We start from the raw sequence: 18709 nt of genomic DNA, 5'->3' as shown, positions 1-18709 counted from the left end.
ACAAATTTATTCCTCACAAAAACCACAACATGTACAACCTACTTAGACAAAACATTGAGCGAAAAATTCCGCTCACGGATGAAGAATGGGACATTATTGTTTCAAAGGCAGAACTCATTAAACTCAAAAAGAATCAGTTTCTTCAGATTCAAGATTCTAATAATAGTTATGAGGGATTTATTTTGAAGGGCTCTTTTAAAACTTACATTTTAAATGAAAACGGAACCGAAACCGTTATTTTCTTTTCATTCGAAAACGAATGGATGTGTGATCTGGAAAGTTTTTATCACCAAAAACCAACCACATACAACATTAAAGCCATTGAAGACAGTGAAATAGTCGTGATCAATAAAAAGCAAAAAACGTATTTGTTTGCCATGATTCCAAAACTGATTAAGTTTCATGTTCTCATGATTGAGCGCGCGAATGTTGCGATTCAACAGCGGCTTTTGGATGTTCTCAATAAAACCTCAAAACAACGTTATTTGGATTTTAAAGAGCGTTATCCGCAAAAGATAAGTTCGATAAACAACAAGAATCTCTCATCGTATTTGGGCGTTTCGCACGAGTTTCTTTCTAAGATTAAGAGAACGGTTTCTTGATTAGGTTAAAATAAAATCTCGCAAAGTCGCAGAGTCGCAAAGTTTTTTGAACCATATAAGTAATATAAGTTCAAGTAAGCAGAAAACTTAAAATTCTTATAGTACTTATATGGCAGTTTTTCAGTTAAACTTTGCGTCTTCGCGACTTTGCGAGATTAAAAAAATCTTAGCGAACCTGGCGTAAACCATTGCGTTCTTTGCGGTTAAACTTTACGCAATGCTTTTCTCCAAATAAACAAACTCCAAAGGAACTTCAGAAACCGTAGTATGAATTTCACTTTCAGGAAAAGCTTCGCGTTTGCCTGTATCAACATAACCGTGACGTTTGTACCAAGCCACCAATTCTTCGCGAACCGAAATAACCGTCATAATAATACTCGATAAACCAAGAGACTTAGCATGATCTTCGGCTGCTGCCAAAAGCTTTTTCCCGATGCCGCTGTTTTGAAGTTCTGGCGAAACCGTAAGCATTCCCAAATACAATTGATGTCCTTTTTCTACCAATAAAACCGAACCGATAATGGTATCATTTTCTGTAAACTTCAGGATTGTATTTTTTGAATCTAGAAAGATTTCGGTCATTTCCTGTTCGTCGGTTCTTTTTCCTTCTAGTAAATGCGCTTCGGTTGTCCAGCCTTTTTTAGACGATTCGCCTCTGTATGCTGAATTTATTAAGGTTGTTAATGCGGGAATATCTTCTAGTAATGCTTTTGTAATCATGTTATTTATAAAATATTTTGAATTGTTTCTTGCTTTAGCCAAGAACATTTGAATTGCCCACAGCTTTAGCTGTGGGAGACAAAGTTATAGTAGAAAATGGCTTTAGCCTAATCTTTTAAGTTTTTTGGCTAAAGCCGACTTTATACTGCAAAATAAAAACCTCCAGCTAAAACTGGAGGCAATTGAATTTAATATTGTGCGTATTTGCTAGCTAGAGAATTAATTGTTTTTCTGGGATTCTATCAAATGTAAACGATTTTGGATTCGTTCAATAATATCTAAATCATTGTCACCATGAATATCTCTTATGTTATAATTCGGATTTCTAGGGTCAGTAGTTTTCTGAAATTCATTAATATTGAGATTGAACAATGCCTGTCCAAATCTCTGACTTGGATTCTTTTCTAAATAAGATTCTAGCAATTCAAGGATAATTTTATGTTCTTGTTTCATTTGAATTATTTTTATTTAAATCTTCGAAAAACTGTATTGGGTCATTAAGAAATCGTGCAGCATTTGAAGTTTTAATACTTTCTAAAATATCTTCTAAATTTGGTTCGAAAATTTTTCCTTTTAAGTCAATTAAAACAAAATTATGTTTTTTGCAAAGGTCTAATATTGAGTGAAGAGTATTTGTAATATTTGATTCTTTTCTCAAATCAATTCTGAAAGTCAATTCTTCTATCTGACTTTTATCATCTGTTAAGCTAATATGGCCATCATTATCTTCATTGTTTTTATCATCGCCTTTCCAGCTTACAAAAGTATCGGTGCTCCAATGTGCTCTTGGAAGAATTTGATCAAGTTCTGAAATAATATCGCTAGTACTGCCAACAAGATTTTCCCAATAAGAATTAGTGTCTGGTAAAAATTCAGTTTTGTTATTTTCAAAAATATTATAATTCTGATCAATTGAATTTTTAGGAACTACAATTAAAAGATATTGCCAGATTGCCATTTTTGCAATATTATTAAAATTAATTATTACTCAAATATTCCCCAAATATACCTATCGTCTACAATTGCATTTGGGTTTTCACTTACTTTCTCTAAGAAAAGACTAAAATTGCTATAAGTCCTTAACTTATAAATTATTTGCTGACCAGAATTATTAATAATTATTTTCCAAACTCTTCTTTTGTTAATCGTAACCATTGTTCTTCTGGCTTCTATAATTGATGAAAGAGGATATTTAATTACAGGTTCATCTGATTGTATTAGGTATAAATTATTTTCATCGAAGTAAAAAATAGTTGTGTTAAAGATGAATTTTTCTAAACCCCAGAAAAATGGTGTAGGTGCTGATAATCTATAAAGAGACCACAAATCAAGACCTGTTCTTTTTTTAAACTCTATTGCTCTTTGTTCTTTATAATAATCAACCCAGGATTGAATTTTCGGGTAACAAAGAAGAGAAATAATAAGTAATACTAAAAAGATCAGAACAATGTTTGTGCCCATATTGAATTTAGTTGTTTTTTAATCAAACATAGTAAACTTATTCAAAACTGAAAAAGAAAACTACAAACGAAACAATTTTTAAATGTATTTAAATTGTAAGTTTGATAAACAATTGTTTATACAGGAAATGAAAAGCGTATCTTACAAAAATAGCTTTGTTTTTTACCGAAATTGAGTTTCGTTTAAGAATTTTAAATATCTTTGAATTATGAGTACAGCAATAAAACCAAGACATATCGGCAGAAATATAAGCCGTATTAGAGAGCTTAAAGATATGAAGCAGGAAGCTCTTGCTTATGCTTTAGGAATAAGTCAGCAGTCAATTTCAATATTGAAAACAGCGAAACGGTAGACGAGCAAAGACTAATTGAAATAGCAAAAGCTCTCGGAGTTTCTGTTGAAGCCATTAAAAACTTTTCGGAAGAAGCGGTTTTTAATATTATTGGAAATACTTTTCAAGATCACGGTACTATTCCTATTATTACAACAGGTGATTACAACTGCACTTTTAATCCTTTAGATAAAGTAGTTGAACTTTACGAACGTTTGGTGCAAGCTGAAAAAGATAAAGTGGAGTATTTGGAGAAGTTATTGAATGGGAAATAATTGTTTTTGAAGATATATTAAATTGAGAAGAGACCTTTTATGAGGTCTCTTTTTTATTTATTATGTTTACGAATTGAATGCGCGAGTTAATGGAGAATAGATTATTAATTTACGAGTTTCCATTTTCTAGATTCATTATTGTTTAATCTTTTTAGAAATTCTGATTTAACAGCACAGTTTGTATGATAATAACCAATTAAATCATGGAATTGATTAGTAGAATGCTTCATTATTTTTTTTAAATTTTCAGATGAATATTCTGTAACTCCAACGGCTATAAGTTTATCTTGATTGTTAAAAATACCTACAATTGCTCCAGGTGTAAAAAAACCTTCAATTGAATCTATTCCAACTGGAAGTAAATTAACCCAGAATTTTGAAAGTGCCTTTTCTGCTCCAACATCTATGGTGATTTTACCATAATATTTTAATTCCGAAAAAATAGCCTTTCGAAATAATTTAAACTTATCAGATCCATTTGATTTTTCAAATTCTTGTATTGTCCTTCTGTATTTCTTAATTTCATTCTCTATAGAATGACCTTTCAATAATAATAGAAATCTTTTTCTATCATTATCATCCGAAAGTAAATATATCTTTTTGATAAAATTACCTCCTTTTTTTTCTATAAATATCGACAATGAATTTTGATTTATTGATGTCGATATTGTCAATAGTTTAAGTATTCTATTAGGAGTAAAGTAACTATCGTTTTTATTGTTAAAGGCATTTTCCCAATCTATTTCGTTAGTCAAAGATGAGTTGAATTCAATTGGGGAGTTATTTATATATCTCTGACATAAATTTAATTTTTGTTCCAAATCGTACCAATCTTTAAAATGATTGTTTATATCAGTCACAATTTCTTTTAGTGAATAAAAATGGCATGCTAGTTCAAAAAAATCTTCATTTTTTGTTAAATAGAAAGTGGAAATTAGTTTTTGACTTAACGTCATTCTTAATAATTGATCTTCAATTCTTGAATTTGATTCGTTAATATGATTAATTAATAATAATGACACATCTGGATTTTTTATTACAAATCTATTAATTACATTGTAAGCTATTTTTAAATCCAGCTTAGCTAATTCTTGGATTATTGCTTTAGCTATTGTTTCACAAGTGCTATCAGAAGTTATTAAATTAGATAATGCTTCTTCATAAATTGGATGAGCAAATTTGTATGCAGTTCTATTGTATCCAAATTGCTCTATTCTATAGCCTATTTGAGAGCGCATTTCAATATTAAATGAAAAACTTGTAATTGGAAGGTTTAACTTAATTAATTCCTTTGCTGTATCTTGATAAAGTTGCGACAAAAAAGGTTTCCCTTTAAATCCACTAAAATAAGTCAAATATAAAACTAATTTGGTCGTTATTGATGATGCTAAAATTTCTAACGCAAAGACTTTTGTTGTCTCATTTGTTCTTCTTTCAATTTGTTCTTGTAATAATTCTTTTGTTTCAGTATTTTTTGAAACAAAAACAAGATCTCTAATCGCTAGAGGTGTTGTGAGTCGTCCTTCTTTTATTGCTATATGAACTAAACTTGTAAAATCATCATTGCTATACCAATCACAAAATAAAACAGAAAGTTTTTTGAAAATTTCATATAATAATTGTTTGTCATATGAAGGATTGCTGACATTTAATTCTTTTTTTATTTCAAGAATTTCTTTTTCTAATAAACTTTCTTTTGTAAAAGTTTCGAAAATTTCTTTTCTCGAAGTAATTATTATTTTGCAATTAGAACTTCTAAGTTTGTCCATCAAAGGGCTAAAAATTTGAAATAAACTGTCTCTTTTTTCAAAAGCAGTTCTTCCAAATGGGTCTTCAAAATATACGATTTGATTTGCTGTCGGCTCAAAATCTCTTAATACTTTACTTTGTAAGTCTCTTTCTTCTTTTTCTAATCCTGCAATCCAAATAGGCTGAAAGCCTTTCTCGTAATAAGTTTTTAAAATTTTTACCGCTGTATAAGTTTTGCCAATACCTGGATCACCAATTATGAAAACTATATTTTTTTCATCAATTATTTTTAATATTTCATCAAACTCATTTGGTTTGACATACAATTCGTCAATCCTTTTGTATCGTTCATCATCATGAAATATTTTTTTTATAAATTCAAGGTCCTTACTTCTAGTTTGAGTATTTATTGAAAGGATATGTACATTAGGACTTGTATTAATGTTTCGATTTGCAAATGGACGTTTATTATTCAAATTAATATCTGCAATGAGATATTCTGTCATCTCTGTAAATTGAAATATCTTTTTATTTGGATTCAAATCCGTATATCCTGCGTCTTTAATTTTTTCTAGATACATTCTGTCCATCAAGCCAAATAGTGAAGAATTTCCATCACCATATTTTTTATTTAAGAAATTTGAATAAATTATAAAAATACCGTCTTTAGAATTTTCACATTCAGTATTCATTCTTCTAAAATATACTTCAGAATCTCTTTGGTAAGAAGGAACACAAAGAAAATCTAATGATTGTAAGTCAAGTTCATCTTTGAGATTTTCTTCTAAATAATCGGAACAAATTAATACTGCAAAATTCCCTACAAAAGTATTTACAAATTTTAAAACTTTTGTTCCAGAAGATGCTCCTTGATTCATTATAGGAGATTTTTCTAGAGGTGATAAAAAAATCTTTTCAGTAAAAAAAACTTCTCCTTTTATAATGATAGGACTTCGAGGTATAAATTTGCCATTGTTATTGCTGTAGTGACTTCCACAAATTATTATACTTTGTTGTTCCTTTGACCATTCTTGCAATTTTTCAATTTGTTTTTCAGGAATCGATAATTCTGGAAAAAGTATTAAGTCAACTGAATTTAATTTTGCAATAGATAAAATATCTTTAATCTTTAAAGATATTTTATCATTATTAATCATAAAATATAAACCATTTTTTAATTCCCAATCAAACTCATCTGAATTTAATTGACAAATCATTATTCGACAAGTTGTTTGTTTTTCCTGATTTAAATCAATTACTTCTACCATAAAATGCTAAAAATGTTTAACTCTAATTTATAATACACTAACAATTTTTTTTGTAATAATATCAAACATACTAATTTTACGTACAAAAAACTATTTGAAATATAATTAAAAAAGCCATGAATTAAATTAAATCCATGACTTTATTTTTTTAAGAAATAAGTATTTAATTTACCCCAAGAAACCCTTCAACTCCTCATAACTCCCAATCTTCACACTAACTTTCTCCTCATTGATAACACTTTCAATTTGTGTTGGAATAGGAAGCGTAATTTCTAGCGCTGGTTCAACCACATCTAAGAATTTAATTGGGTGAGCGGTTTCTAAGAAAATACCAATGGCGTTCGGGTATTTTTCAAGCTCTTTTTTCAAACCTAAATAACCAACCGCCCCGTGAGGTTCTGCGATGTAACCGTCGGTGTTGTAAATTTGTTTCATGGCTTTTAGCGTTTCTTCGTCGGTGTAGCTGTACGAGGAGAAATCTTTTTCAAAAGCCTTTAAATCATTATTGTATAATTCCTGAATTCTAATAAAGTTGCTTGGGTTTCCAACGTCCATTGCGTTAGAAATTGTCGCTTTAGAAGGCTTCGGGTCGTATTTTCCGTTTTCTAAGAATCTTGGAACCGTGTCGTTTACGTTTGTCGAAGCAACAAAATGTTCAATTGGCAAACCTAATTTTTTTGCCATAATTCCGGCACAGATATTTCCGAAGTTTCCGCTTGGGCAAGAGAAAACCAAAGGTTTGTTTTGGCTCTTCAACGCTTTGTAAGCAAAGAAGAAATAAAACATCTGTGGCAGCCAACGTGCAATATTTATAGAATTCGCCGAAGTCAGGTTTTTGTGCGCTAAAGTTTCGTCTAAAAACGCTTTTTTCACCATATCCTGACAATCGTCAAAAACACCATCAACTTCAAGCGCTTTAATGTTTTGCCCTAAAGTCGTCAATTGTTTTTCCTGAATGTCGCTCACTTTTCCTGACGGATATAAAATGACAACATCAACGCCGTCAACGCCTAAAAATCCACTTGCCACTGCGCCTCCTGTATCTCCAGAAGTCGCTACTAAAACGGTGTTTTTAGCGTCTTTTTTGTCTTTATTGAAATATCCCAGACAACGAGACATAAATCGCGCTCCAACGTCTTTAAAAGCCATTGTTGGTCCGTGGAATAATTCTAACGAATAGATTCCGTTTTCTACTTTCACGACAGGGAAATCAAAAACTAAAGTTTCAGCGATGATTTCTTTTAGTTTTTGTGCAGGTATTTCATCACCAACAAATTGTTTAATTGCTTCATACGCAATTTCTTCGTGGCTTAAACTTTCGATTTTATCAAAAAATGAAGGATCAAGAGGCGTAATGCTTTCTGGGAAATATAATCCTTTATCACTCGCTAATCCTTGTATTACAGCTTCCTGAAAAGAAACTTTTGGGGCATTATGGTTTAAACTGTAGTATTTCATTGGTTGTTTTTATTTAACCGCAAAGAGCGCAAGGAATGGGTTTCTTTTGAAAACGCAGAGAACGCAAAGCTTTGTGGTACTTTTTTTTATTTCAATTTTTTTTAAACGCATTTTTTTGTCATTTCGACGAAGGAGAAATCACACGCGAGAATCCGCATAGAAACTCGCCAATCTTTGTCGACAAAACTAGTGTGATTTCTCCTTTCAGTCGAAATGACAAACTAGACTCGTTTACTGTGCGTGGGCTTCGACTCCGCTCAGCCTCACAAACGTAGCTTACAATTTTTAATTCTAAATTTTTAATTTTTAATTGTTTTAAAGAATTCTCACGCCGTCTGGGTTTATCTTCGAAACGTGAATTTCATAGGGTAAATTCATTTTTTCGTAAACGTCGCTCATGGCTTTGGCGATTTGGTCTGCGGTTTCTTTTCCTCGGCTTAAAGCAAAAATCGACGGACCAGAACCTGAAATTCCAGAACCTAAAGCGCCGTTTTCGTAAGCCGTTTGTTTGATTTGGTCAAAACCTGGAATTAAAACACTTCTTAAAGGTTCTACGATTTCGTCATGAAGCGATCTTCCAATCAATTCGTAATCTTTGGTGTAAAGACCCGCTACAAGTCCGCCCACATTTCCCCATTGCATGATGGCGCTTTTTAGGGAAACGTTTTGTTTTAAAACCGAACGAGCGTCAGACGTTTTTAACTCAATCTGAGGATGAACGACCGTTGCATACAATTCTTCCGGACTGTCGATTCTGATAATATCCAATGGAGCATAACTTCTTACCAAAGTAAATCCGCCCAAAAGGGCAGGAGCAACGTTGTCGGCATGTGCGTTACCGCTAGCTAATTTTTCACCCTGCATCGCAAACTGAACCAAATCTTTACGAGAATACGGTCTTCCTAATAATTCGTTGATTCCGAAAACCGCTCCGGCAGAACTTGCCGCACTGCTTCCGATTCCGCTTCCCGCTTTTATGTTTTTATAAATTTCAATTTCAAATCCGAAATCTAGTTCGTCCAAAGTTGCTAACATCGCCAAAGCAGCCACACCCGAAACGTTTTTCTCGGTTTCAAGAGGCAGATCAGCACCTACGATTTTAGTAATTCGAACTCCTTTTTGATCTGATTTTCGAACAATCATTTCGTCACCCGCATTGTCTAAGCAAAGTCCCAAAACGTCAAATCCGCATGAGAGATTGGCGATAGTTGCTGGGCAAAATAGTTTTATTTCCATATTTTTGGTTTTTGCCACGAAGGCACAAAGTCACAAAGTTTTTTTTTAAAGGCTCTCTTTTTTTGCCACGAAGGCGCTAAGGCGCAAAGATTTTTATTTTTACTACTTTTTAAGTCTCAAAGAAAAACTTAAAAAAACTTAGCGCCTTAGTGCCTTTGCGGCTAAATATTACCTATTCGAATCACGTCAGCAAAAATTCCTGATGCTGTAACCGCTGCACCGGCTCCGGCTCCTTTGATTAATAAAGGCTGATCTACGTAACGATCGGTGTAGAAAAGCACGATATTGTCTTTTCCTTCTAAGTTATAGAAAGGATGATCTTTTGGAATGAATTGAAGACCTACGCTTGCTTTTCCGTTTTCGAATTGCGCTACGTATTTTAGTCTTGAATCTTTGGCTAAAGCTTCTTTGTAAATGTTCTCGAAATGAGAGGCATGTTTGATTAGCGAAGCAAAGAAATCATCGTTGTTTGTTGTTGCCAGACATTCTGCAGGCAGGAACGATTCGTTTGCAATGGCGTCAATATCCATTTCATAACCGCTTTCGCGAATTAGAATCAGGATTTTACGCGCTACGTCGATTCCGCTTAAGTCAATTTTCGGATCTGGTTCTGTGAAACCTTGAACTCCTGCTTCTTTTACCACATCATGAAAAGAATTATTCTCATCAAAATTGTTGAAAATAAAGTTCAAACTTCCCGATAAAACTGCTTGAATTTTATGCACTTTATCGCCGGATGCAATCAGATTTTTTACGGTATCGATAATTGGCAATCCCGCACCAACATTCGTTTCAAACAAGAAAGGAGCGTTGTATTGACGAGACAGGTTTTTTAGTTTTTTATAATTGTCGTAAGCAGATGAACATGCAATTTTGTTGCAAGTTACAACCGCAATACTTTCTTTTAAGAATTTCTCATACATTTCAGAAACGCTTGCATTTGCTGTAATATCTACAAAAATGCTGTTTCTTAAATTCAGTTCTTTAGCACGAGCTATAAATTCTGTTGCAACGGCATGTTCTCCTTTTTCAAGAGTCGACTGCCAGTCTTTTAAAGAAATTCCGTCTTCATCAAATACCATTTTTCTTGAATTTGATAAAGCAATAACACGAACGTTAATCTTTAAAACGTCTTTTAAGAATTTCTTCTGGTTGTGAATTTGCTCGATGAATTTCTCGCCCACATTTCCAACACCCATTACAAATAAATTAAGCTGTTTTGTATTTTCTTCAAAGAAGTTTTCGTGTAAGGTGTTCAACGCTTTTTTAACGTCTCTTTCGTTAATTACAGTTGAAATATTTCTTTCAGAAGCACCTTGCGCGATGGCACGAATGTTTACGTTGTTTTTTCCTAAAGTGCTGAACATTCTACCGCTTAAACCTTGGTGGTTTTTCATGTTTTCACCCACCAATGCAATAATGCAAAGGTCTTTTTCGACATAACAAGGATCGATTTTGTTCTGCGAAATTTCGATTTCAAACGCTTTATTGATGGCAGCTTCAGCATTATCAGCATCCGAATTTAAAATTCCAATACAGATTGAATGCTCTGAAGAAGCTTGAGTAATAAAAATAACATTGATTTTTTCCTGAGATAATACTTCAAACAAACGTCTGGAAGAACCCGCAACTCCAATCATTCCTGGACCTTCAAGCGTTAAAAGCGAAATATTATCGATGTGGCTGATTCCTTTTACAACAGTATCTTTTGATAAAACAACATCAGAAATTAAAGTTCCTTCCGCTTCTGGCTCAAAAGTATTTTTGATTAAAATGGGAATGTTTTTTCTTAAAACCGGCTGAATTGTTGGCGGATATAAAACTTTTGCTCCAAAGTGCGACAATTCCATTGCTTCCTGATACGAGATATTCGCAATTGGCTGCGCTTGTTTTACGATTTTCGGATTTGCAGTAAACATTCCGTTTACGTCAGTCCAGATTTCTAGTTGTTCAGCATCAATTGCTCCGGCGATAATGGCTGCCGTGTAATCAGATCCGCCGCGTCCTAAAGTTGAAGTAATTCCGTCTAAAGTCTGCGCGATAAATCCAGGCAGAATATTGATTTTTGCTTTATTTTCAGCAAAGTATTCTTTTATTAATTGGTTTGAAATTTCGAAGTTTACCGCCGCTTTTCCGAAGTTATTATCAGTTTTAATTAATTCGCGGCTGTCTTTGTAAACAGCATCTTTTTCAGTCTGTTGAAATGCCTGAGCGATGATAAATGAAGAAAGTAATTCTCCGAAACTTAAAATAGTATCGGCTGTTCTTGGAGATAATTCACCCAAAAGGAAACATCCGTCTAATAAAGTTTCTAAATGATTGATGATTCTTTTTACATGGCTTAAAAGACTGCTTTGCTCGCTTACGGGAATTAATTCTTTTAAAGTGTCAAGGTGTTTTTTCTCGATTTCAGCAACTACTTCTCTAAAGCTTTCGTCGTTTGCTGCTGCTTTTGCTGCTGCCGACTGCAATAAATCAGTTACTTTGCTTAAAGCTGAAACTACTACAACTAATGGATCATTTCCTGCTTTTTGTTTTACAATTTCGAGAACGAGTTTTATATTTTGAGCATTGGCTACCGAAGTTCCGCCAAATTTTAATACTTTCATTTTTGATATTTTTATTTTCTTAGAATGCAATAGTTTTCATGTATCCATTACCTTTCTTCTTTTGCGAAAAAAGTATAGACAAACTGGATTATATGTAAAAATGTATACCCCTAAGGGGTAGTAGTTGTTGTAGTAGAAATTGTGGTAGCAGCAATTGCAACTCCTGTTTGAGTTGTAATAGTTGTAGATTGATATTTTATGCTGTTACTTTTCATTTTTGATTTTTCAAAAGTACAGCTTTTTGTAAAAGTTAAAAACTTCAAAAGCCTTTTTGCGAATATTTTAATAATTCAAATCTCAATTATTCAATATTGAGTTTTTGTTAAAATTAAATATGTTAAGTTGCTGTTTTAATATATTTCAGATTATATAATACATCGTTTTTATGAGACAATGGTTTGATTTTAAAGAGAAAAATGATTTTTAAACTGTAAAAATCTGCATTTTTAGGATTGACAATTAAATAATCCTTACGAATGACATGTGAAGAAATTTTAATTATTGTGATAAAATGTTGCTTTTTAATGTTGATTTGTTGAATTTTGACGTTTTAAATTTCAAATCATCATGAGAGAAGTCCATTATATAAGTACTGAAACCATTACTTTAGAAACATTACACGAAATTTTAAGCTTTAATAAAACGCTGGAATTATCAGAAGAAGCAAAAGTAAATGTTCAAAAGTGCCGTGATTATTTGGATAAAAAAATGGCATCGCATACAGCGCCAATTTATGGAATCAATACTGGTTTTGGCTCTCTTTATAGCGTAAAAATCTCTAATGAAAACTTATCGAAACTTCAGGAGAATTTAGTAAAGTCTCATGCCTGCGGAACGGGAGAAGAAGTTCCTGCCGAGATTGTAAAAATGATGCTTTTGTTGAAGATTCAATCTTTAAGCTACGGACATTCTGGTGTACAGTTAAAAACTTTAGAACGTTTAGTAGACTTCTATAATAATGATATTCTACCTGTAATATATACTCAAGGGTCGCTTGGGGCTTCTGGTGATTTAGCGCCTTTGGCTCATTTATCTTTACCATTAATAGGTGAAGGAGTGGTTCTTTTTGAAGGAAAAAAAATGGCTTCTGCCGAAGTTTTAAAACATTTTAATTGGGAACCAATTGTTTTACAGTCAAAAGAAGGTTTGGCTCTGTTAAACGGAACGCAGTTTATGAGTGCTTACGGAGCGCATATTTTAATAAAAGCCTATAAATATTCGTATTTGGCAGATTTAATTGGAACGATTTCTCTAGAAGGTTTTGATGTAAGAATCGAGCCATTTAACGAATTAATACATTATATACGTCCGCACAAAGGACAAATTGTAACGGCTCAAAGAATTACTGAATTCTTAGACGGAAGCGAAATTATTGCTCAGGAAAAGAAACACGTTCAAGATCCGTATTCTTTCCGTTGCATGCCTCAGGTTCACGGTGCTTCAAAAGATGCGATCGATTATGTTCGCAAAGTATTCAAAACAGAAATTAATTCAGTAACCGATAATCCGAATATCTTTATAGAAGCCGATCAGATTATTTCTGGAGGAAATTTCCACGGACAACCTTTAGCTCTGGCTTTAGATTTTCTGGCAATTGCTCTAGCAGAATTAGGAAGTATTTCTGAAAGAAGAACGTACCAGTTAATTTCTGGACTTCGAAATCTTCCAGCATTTTTAGTTGATAATCCGGGATTAAATTCAGGATTTATGATACCGCAGTATACCGCAGCAAGTATTGCCAGCCAGAACAAACAATTGGCAACTCCGGCAAGTATTGACAGTATTGTTTCAAGCAACGGTCAAGAAGATCATGTGAGTATGGGAGCAAATGGCGCTACAAAAGCCTTACGAATTTTAGATAATATAGAACGCATTTTAGCAATCGAATTGTTAAATGCTTCGCAGGCTATTGCGTATAGAGAACCTCTAAAATCAAGCGATTTCATCGAAATGTTTTTAAGCAGTTATAGAGAAGTTGTGCCTTTGGTAAAGGAAGACAGAATCTTACATAATGATATAGAAAACACCGTATTGTTCCTTAAGAGTTTTCAAATAGAAAACGATTTGTTAACAATGGCTTAACATTGTAAAGTATTAATGGAAGTAATTTTGCACTATCAAAAATATAAAAATGTCAATAAACAGTATTTTCCAATTTTTAGTGCCGAAAGACAAGAAATTCTTTCCACTTTTTGAAGAGGCTTCAAGCAATTTAATTGAGTTAGCTTCTAACTTACACGAAGCTGTAAACCTTCCATTAAAAGAAAGAGAAATTCTTTTTCAAAAGATTGACGAATTAGAACAAAAAGGAGAAGATATTACTCGTCAGACTAACCTTGAGTTAAGCAGAAACTTCATTACTCCATTTGATAGAGAGGATATCCATACATTAATTACTTCTATTGATAACGTTGCAGATTACCTTCACGGTGCTGCAAGCCGAATGAGATTGTATCAAGTTGATAAGATTACAAAATCGATCAGAAAGATGACAGAAATCAACCTTGAAGCTTGCCAAAATATCGACAGTGCTGTAAAAGAGTTGAGAAACTTAAAGAATTTTAAAATTATAAAAGACGCGTGTGCCAGAATTAACAAGCTGGAAAACAAATCTGATAACGTATATAACAAAGCAGTTTTTGAAATTTTTGAAAACGAAACAGATGCTAAAAATATTATTAAATATAAAGAAGTGTTATCTGTTTTAGAATCAGCAACAGATAAATGTAAGAGTGTTGCGAACATACTGGAATCTATTTCTGTAAAACATTCTTAATTCAATTTTTCAATCTGAAGTTATAATTTTATGACGATACTTATATTAATTATAGTATTAGCTTTAATTTTTGATTACATCAATGGTTTTCATGATGCAGCAAATGCTATTGCGACAGTGGTTGCCACAAAGGTTTTGACACCTTTTCAGGCGGTAGTCTGGGCAGCGTTTTTTAACTTCCTTGCTTATTGGGTTTTCGGATTTGGTGTGGCAGATACAGTTGCAAAAACTGCACATACGATGGAAATTAACCTAGTAGTAATTCTTGCCGGAGTTATAGCCGCAATCTGTTGGAACTTATTGACTTGGTGGTTAGGAATTCCTTCAAGTTCTTCTCATACACTTATTGGAGGTTTTGCTGGAGCGGCTGTAGCACATGCTATTGCGGTTCATGGTTTTTCTGGTTATGTTGGAGAAGACGGGACAACGCACTATTGGTACGAAATCGTAAGCTGGTATAAAGCAGGAAAAGATGGAGCCATGCCTTCGGGAGTTTTGATTATTATTGCATTTATTGTTTTAGCGCCATTATTGGGAGCATTAGCATCTTATTTAATTTCGATCTGGCTTTTAAATGCTTCTCGTAAAACAATTGGACCAAAAATCTTTACTGCAGTTTTAATGATAGCTACAATTGTGTTTGTATACTATCAAATGGTGCCTTATGATAAGATAGAAAAACCAAGATTTGATTCTCATTTCTGGAGCGTTGCTTTTGAAGCTCATAATATTAAATGGTTTTTAGTAGCCTTTATTATCTTGACAGTAAGCGGATTTTGTTTAATATTCAGTAGTTTAAATCTTCATCAAGCTGATGCTGCTTTAAAGAAAATGCAGTTACTATCTTCTGCGGCATTTAGTTTAGGTCATGGAGGTAATGATTCTCAAAAAGTAATGGGTATTATTGCTGCTGCTGTAGCAGTGTATATTAATACAAATCCAGGAGTTCATATGGATGCTTGGCTGGATGTTGTGCTTCCAAATGATGATTTAGGTATAAAAGGAGTAATGCCAAGCTGGATTCCATTAGCGTGTTATTCTGCAATTGCGGCCGGAACTTTGAGTGGTGGATGGAAAATTGTGAAAACAATGGGTTCTAAAATCACAAAAGTAAGTTCGTTTGAAGGGGTTGCAGCAGAAACTGCAGGTGCTTTAACGCTGTATTTTACTGAGCATTTAAAAATTCCAGTAAGTACCACACATACAATTACAGGATCTATTATTGGGGTTGGCTTAACAAAACGTGTATCTGCCGTAAGATGGGGAGTTACTGTAAGTTTAATCTGGGCTTGGATCTTAACTATTCCTATTTCGGCTATTTTAGCAGGTTTAGTATACTTTGTTTTAAGTGTATTTATTTAGAAAATGATTTTGCGGAATGTGAGATTAAGTCGCATTTATCAATATAAAAAAAGCTGGTTTCAATTTGAAATCAGCTTTTTTGTTTTTGCGTTATAAATTGTCTTAAAATGAAACTTTAAAAACTTTTAGGGGATATTTTAAAAGTAAAATCAGAAGACCTTTGCAAAAAAAATGAACGATATTTTTTGGTTCAAAAGTTTAATTTAAAATAAAATACAGTGCAAAGATTTAATGATTATTTAGCTGCGATAATTGCTGTAGCATTTACGAGTATTACTTTTTATTCATGTGATGGTAAACCTGATGATAAAAGAAAAGTTTATTTAAGAGAAGATCAAAAAAAGGTTACAGATGCTCCAGATCAAAAAACAGATTCAATTTCGTATTTTCTTAAAGGATGTGTAATTAAAACCTTAACAGGGATTGAAACGGATAAACTTAAATATTATTCAAAAGAAAAAAACGATACCATTCTGATTATTGTTAAAGTTGAAGATATGAAAGGTATTGAAAAATCTTCTAGAAAAGAATTGTTATTTGCTGTTGAAGACTGTTTAAAAGCTGTAGATTATTTTAATACTAAGAAAATTTACATTGATGTGGAGGGGAAATACAATACATTATTAGTGAAGACACCTGTTGAATCTAATTTGTCTGGTAAATTTGCAGATAACAGATTGATACTGCCATTTTATGGGAAATCTGAAATTCCTAATAAGTAATATAGAATCAAAAAGAAAAGACCTAATTCATTTAAATTTGGTCTTTTTTTGTGCCTTTTAATTAAAATTTTTGAAGGTTCTTGCGATTATGTCTGCGTTTATAATGGGTTTGTTTTAGTTTTTCCTGATCTTCAGAAATAATACTGATTGTTCCGTCGATTTCCAGCATGGCTAATTTTACGTTTTTGAAAAATTCTATACCATGTTCTCTCATGGCTTCTTTTAATTCTTCATCCGAAATATCAAGTTTGCTTAAAGCTTTAAAATCTAATTTTCCATCGTGAATAAGAATTTGTGGCTTGTCTAATAATAAATTCCCAACGATTTTGTATTTGTGAGTCAGCTTTTTGATGATATAATTGACAATAAATAAAACCAAAGCAGCAATTAAACCTCCTGATAAGCTCGTATCAGGACCAACCATAGCATTTTGAACAGAGTTGCTGATTAGTAAAATTAAGATTACATCGGCAGTATTTAATTGGGAAAGTTCTTTTTTGCCAAATACACGTAATGCAATTGTCATGAAGAAATAAACAGCGATGCTTCTTAAAATAATATCAAGATAAGGAAAAACCATGTTTTTTATTTTAAAGTTAAATAAAAAAGCTTTGTCAAAGTTTTAAACTTCGACAAAGCTGCTAAATTATTTAGGAGTAATGAAGTTTTAATGAACTTAATTACAATTTAAAATTCTTTTCAATTGCTTTAATCATTTCTCCCGCGACATCTTTATTGGTTGCGCCTTCAATTCCTTCTAAACCTGGAGAAGAGTTTACTTCTAATAATAAAGGTCCTTTTGAAGAGCGAATAATATCGACACCAGCCACTTTTAAATCCATTGCTTTTGCGGCTTTTATAGCGATCTTTTTTTCTTCAGGAGTTACTTTGATTACAGAAGCCGTTCCTCCAAGGTGAATGTTTGCTCTAAATTCGCCAGGCATGGCTTCACGCTGAATTGCGGCTACAACTTTTCCATCGATAACAAAGCACCGAATGTCTTTTCCGTTGGCTTCTTTAATAAATTCCTGAACTAAGATATTGGCATTTAAACTTTTGAAAGCATTAATAACACTTTCTGCAGCTTTTTTTGTTTCGGCTAAAACAACGCCTTTTCCTTGTGTTCCTTCTAATAATTTTACAATTAGAGGAGAACCGCCCACCATTTTGATTAAGTTGTCAGTATCAAGCGGAGAATTAGCAAAACCTGTGGTTGGAATATCAATTCCGCTGTTTAAAAGTAATTGTAATGAATACAATTTGTCTCGAGATTGTGTAATTGCGGAAGCAGAATTTAAACAGAATACCTTTAAAGCTTCGAATTGACGTGTTAAAGCACAGCCGTAAAAAGTAATACTCGGACGAATTCTTGGAATAATAGCATCGAATTGGTTTAGGATTTTTCCGCCTCTATAATGAATTTCAGGTTTCTTGGCGTCTAATTTCATATAACATTCCTTGATGTTTAGGAAATGCATTTCATGTCCTCGCATTTCGCCGGCTTCCATAATACGTTTGTTGCTGTACAATTCAGGATTACTGGCTAAAAGACCAATTCGTAAACCTGTAGTAGCTTTTTCTGAGTTTTGATATAATTCTTTTAAAGTTTCTGGAGAAGGCTGTCCAAGAAGATATTTTTGCTCTGGATCAACCAAGACCCTTCCGCTCATAGCTTCGCGTCCCAAAAGCATTCTGAAACCCATTGAATCACGATTGGTCAAAGTCATTTCGATTGGCCATTTAGCGTCTCCAATTTTAAGATGCGTCTGGATTACATAACGATGTTCTCTAAAACCGCTTGAGCTTTTAACGATTCTTTTGTCAACCAAGGGCGCTTCGCAGTGAATAATAGTTTTAATATTATTCTGAATTGGATTAATATCGAATTTAACCCAATTGGCATCATTTTTTATAAAAGGAGCTATGTTTAATGCGTGCATTGCCGAAGTTTTAGCGCCAGAATCCACACGAGCCTTGATTGTTGGGATTCCTAGTTCTGGAAATGAGCACCATTCTTCGCTGCCTAAAATGACTTTGTTTTGAAGCATATTTTGTTTTTTTATTTATAGAATTAAATTCAAAAATAGCTATTTGCTTTTACTAAAGATAGTAAATTATTTAAAAAAAATGCCCGTTATGT

15 protein-coding genes and 1 pseudogene are annotated in these 18709 nt (G+C 32.9%); 6 read left to right on the top strand and 10 right to left on the bottom strand.

The genetic code is table 11. The features are described from left to right. Nucleotides 1–29 precede the first annotated feature (29 nt). Nucleotides 30–602, top strand: coding sequence for a Crp/Fnr family transcriptional regulator (locus tag P2W75_RS11430; RefSeq protein WP_207296885.1), 573 nt, complete (start codon nt 30–32; stop codon nt 600–602). 210 nt (nt 603–812) lie between these two features. On the opposite strand, the gene P2W75_RS11425 is transcribed toward P2W75_RS11430, so the two are convergent. The 4 genes from P2W75_RS11425 to P2W75_RS11410 form a co-directional block, all read right to left on the bottom strand. Beyond that, a complete protein-coding gene (locus tag P2W75_RS11425) occupies nt 813–1322 on the bottom strand; it encodes a GNAT family N-acetyltransferase (RefSeq protein WP_276380575.1) in 510 nt (169 codons plus the stop codon). A gap of 219 nt (nt 1323–1541) precedes the next feature. Next, nucleotides 1542–1775, bottom strand: coding sequence for a hypothetical protein (locus tag P2W75_RS11420; RefSeq protein ID WP_276380574.1), 234 nt, complete (start codon nt 1773–1775; stop codon nt 1542–1544). After that, complete coding sequence (locus P2W75_RS11415) at nt 1759–2280, bottom strand: hypothetical protein (protein ID WP_276380573.1); 522 nt, start codon at nt 2278–2280, stop codon at nt 1759–1761. Before P2W75_RS11415 ends, P2W75_RS11420 begins: the two co-directional genes overlap by 17 nt. A gap of 26 nt (nt 2281–2306) precedes the next feature. After that, nucleotides 2307–2783: a hypothetical protein gene (locus tag P2W75_RS11410; RefSeq protein WP_276380572.1), complete on the bottom strand. Its 477-nt coding sequence runs from the start codon at nt 2781–2783 to the stop codon at nt 2307–2309. 208 nt (nt 2784–2991) lie between these two features. Here P2W75_RS11410 and P2W75_RS11405 point away from each other — a divergent pair. Beyond that, nucleotides 2992–3389: pseudogene (locus tag P2W75_RS11405) on the top strand (helix-turn-helix domain-containing protein). A 104-nt stretch (nt 3390–3493) separates the two neighbouring features. On the opposite strand, the gene P2W75_RS11400 reads toward P2W75_RS11405, so the two are convergent. From P2W75_RS11400 to thrA, 4 genes are all read right to left on the bottom strand, one after another. After that, nucleotides 3494–6406, bottom strand: coding sequence for a PUA domain-containing protein (locus tag P2W75_RS11400; protein WP_276380571.1), 2913 nt, complete (start codon nt 6404–6406; stop codon nt 3494–3496). 168 nt (nt 6407–6574) lie between these two features. After that, the gene (gene thrC, locus P2W75_RS11395) at nt 6575–7864 is read right to left on the bottom strand and encodes a threonine synthase (RefSeq protein ID WP_276380570.1); all 1290 of its coding nucleotides are present in this window, start codon (nt 7862–7864) and stop codon (nt 6575–6577) included. Nucleotides 7865–8179: 315 nt separating this feature from the next. Then, entirely contained in the window at nt 8180–9100 is a 921-nt protein-coding gene (locus tag P2W75_RS11390; protein ID WP_276380569.1) for a homoserine kinase, read from the bottom strand. Nucleotides 9101–9261: 161 nt separating this feature from the next. Next, a complete protein-coding gene (gene thrA / locus P2W75_RS11385) occupies nt 9262–11709 on the bottom strand; it encodes a bifunctional aspartate kinase/homoserine dehydrogenase I (protein WP_276380568.1) in 2448 nt (815 codons plus the stop codon). Between the two features lie 567 nt (nt 11710–12276). Here thrA and hutH point away from each other — a divergent pair. The 4 genes from hutH (at nt 12277) to P2W75_RS11365 (ending at nt 16569) form a co-directional block, all read left to right on the top strand. Further along, complete coding sequence (gene hutH / locus P2W75_RS11380) at nt 12277–13791, top strand: histidine ammonia-lyase (protein WP_276380567.1); 1515 nt, start codon at nt 12277–12279, stop codon at nt 13789–13791. Between the two features lie 49 nt (nt 13792–13840). Beyond that, nucleotides 13841–14485, top strand: a complete 645-nt coding sequence (locus P2W75_RS11375) for a DUF47 domain-containing protein (RefSeq protein WP_207296872.1) — start codon at nt 13841–13843, stop codon at nt 14483–14485. Between the two features lie 30 nt (nt 14486–14515). Next, nucleotides 14516–15847 (top strand): inorganic phosphate transporter, encoded by a 1332-nt coding sequence (locus P2W75_RS11370; protein ID WP_207296871.1) that lies wholly within the window; start codon nt 14516–14518, stop codon nt 15845–15847. Between the two features lie 218 nt (nt 15848–16065). Then, a complete protein-coding gene (locus P2W75_RS11365) occupies nt 16066–16569 on the top strand; it encodes a hypothetical protein (protein ID WP_276380566.1) in 504 nt (167 codons plus the stop codon). 61 nt (nt 16570–16630) lie between these two features. Here the strand turns inward: P2W75_RS11365 and P2W75_RS11360 are convergent, their stop codons facing one another. Next, entirely contained in the window at nt 16631–17149 is a 519-nt protein-coding gene (locus tag P2W75_RS11360; RefSeq protein ID WP_276380565.1) for a DUF421 domain-containing protein, read from the bottom strand. A gap of 100 nt (nt 17150–17249) precedes the next feature. Beyond that, nucleotides 17250–18617, bottom strand: coding sequence for a 30S ribosomal protein S6--L-glutamate ligase (gene rimK / locus P2W75_RS11355; protein ID WP_207296868.1), 1368 nt, complete (start codon nt 18615–18617; stop codon nt 17250–17252). Between the last annotated feature and the right edge of the window lie 92 nt (nt 18618–18709).

The organism is Flavobacterium sp. H4147 (genome assembly GCF_029360735.1).
Classification (GTDB): domain Bacteria; phylum Bacteroidota; class Bacteroidia; order Flavobacteriales; family Flavobacteriaceae; genus Flavobacterium; species Flavobacterium endoglycinae.
Note: the sequence above shows the minus strand (reverse complement) of the source record. Positions and strands in the feature narration are given on the sequence as shown.

Excerpts from the sequence above, each read along its gene's own strand:
- P2W75_RS11430 (WP_207296885.1), top strand. The coding sequence starts at position 30 with ATGTACAACCTACTTAGACAAAACATTGAGCGAAAAATTCCGCTCACG.
- P2W75_RS11425 (WP_276380575.1), bottom strand. The coding sequence starts at position 1,322 with ATGATTACAAAAGCATTACTAGAAGATATTCCCGCATTAACAACCTTA.
- P2W75_RS11420 (WP_276380574.1), bottom strand. The coding sequence starts at position 1,775 with ATGAAACAAGAACATAAAATTATCCTTGAATTGCTAGAATCTTATTTA.
- P2W75_RS11415 (WP_276380573.1), bottom strand. The coding sequence starts at position 2,280 with ATGGCAATCTGGCAATATCTTTTAATTGTAGTTCCTAAAAATTCAATT.
- P2W75_RS11410 (WP_276380572.1), bottom strand. The coding sequence starts at position 2,783 with ATGGGCACAAACATTGTTCTGATCTTTTTAGTATTACTTATTATTTCT.
- P2W75_RS11400 (WP_276380571.1), bottom strand. The coding sequence starts at position 6,406 with ATGGTAGAAGTAATTGATTTAAATCAGGAAAAACAAACAACTTGTCGA.
- thrC (WP_276380570.1), bottom strand. The coding sequence starts at position 7,864 with ATGAAATACTACAGTTTAAACCATAATGCCCCAAAAGTTTCTTTTCAG.
- P2W75_RS11390 (WP_276380569.1), bottom strand. The coding sequence starts at position 9,100 with ATGGAAATAAAACTATTTTGCCCAGCAACTATCGCCAATCTCTCATGC.
- thrA (WP_276380568.1), bottom strand. The coding sequence starts at position 11,709 with ATGAAAGTATTAAAATTTGGCGGAACTTCGGTAGCCAATGCTCAAAAT.
- hutH (WP_276380567.1), top strand. The coding sequence starts at position 12,277 with ATGAGAGAAGTCCATTATATAAGTACTGAAACCATTACTTTAGAAACA.
- P2W75_RS11375 (WP_207296872.1), top strand. The coding sequence starts at position 13,841 with ATGTCAATAAACAGTATTTTCCAATTTTTAGTGCCGAAAGACAAGAAA.
- P2W75_RS11370 (WP_207296871.1), top strand. The coding sequence starts at position 14,516 with ATGACGATACTTATATTAATTATAGTATTAGCTTTAATTTTTGATTAC.
- P2W75_RS11360 (WP_276380565.1), bottom strand. The coding sequence starts at position 17,149 with ATGGTTTTTCCTTATCTTGATATTATTTTAAGAAGCATCGCTGTTTAT.
- rimK (WP_207296868.1), bottom strand. The coding sequence starts at position 18,617 with ATGCTTCAAAACAAAGTCATTTTAGGCAGCGAAGAATGGTGCTCATTT.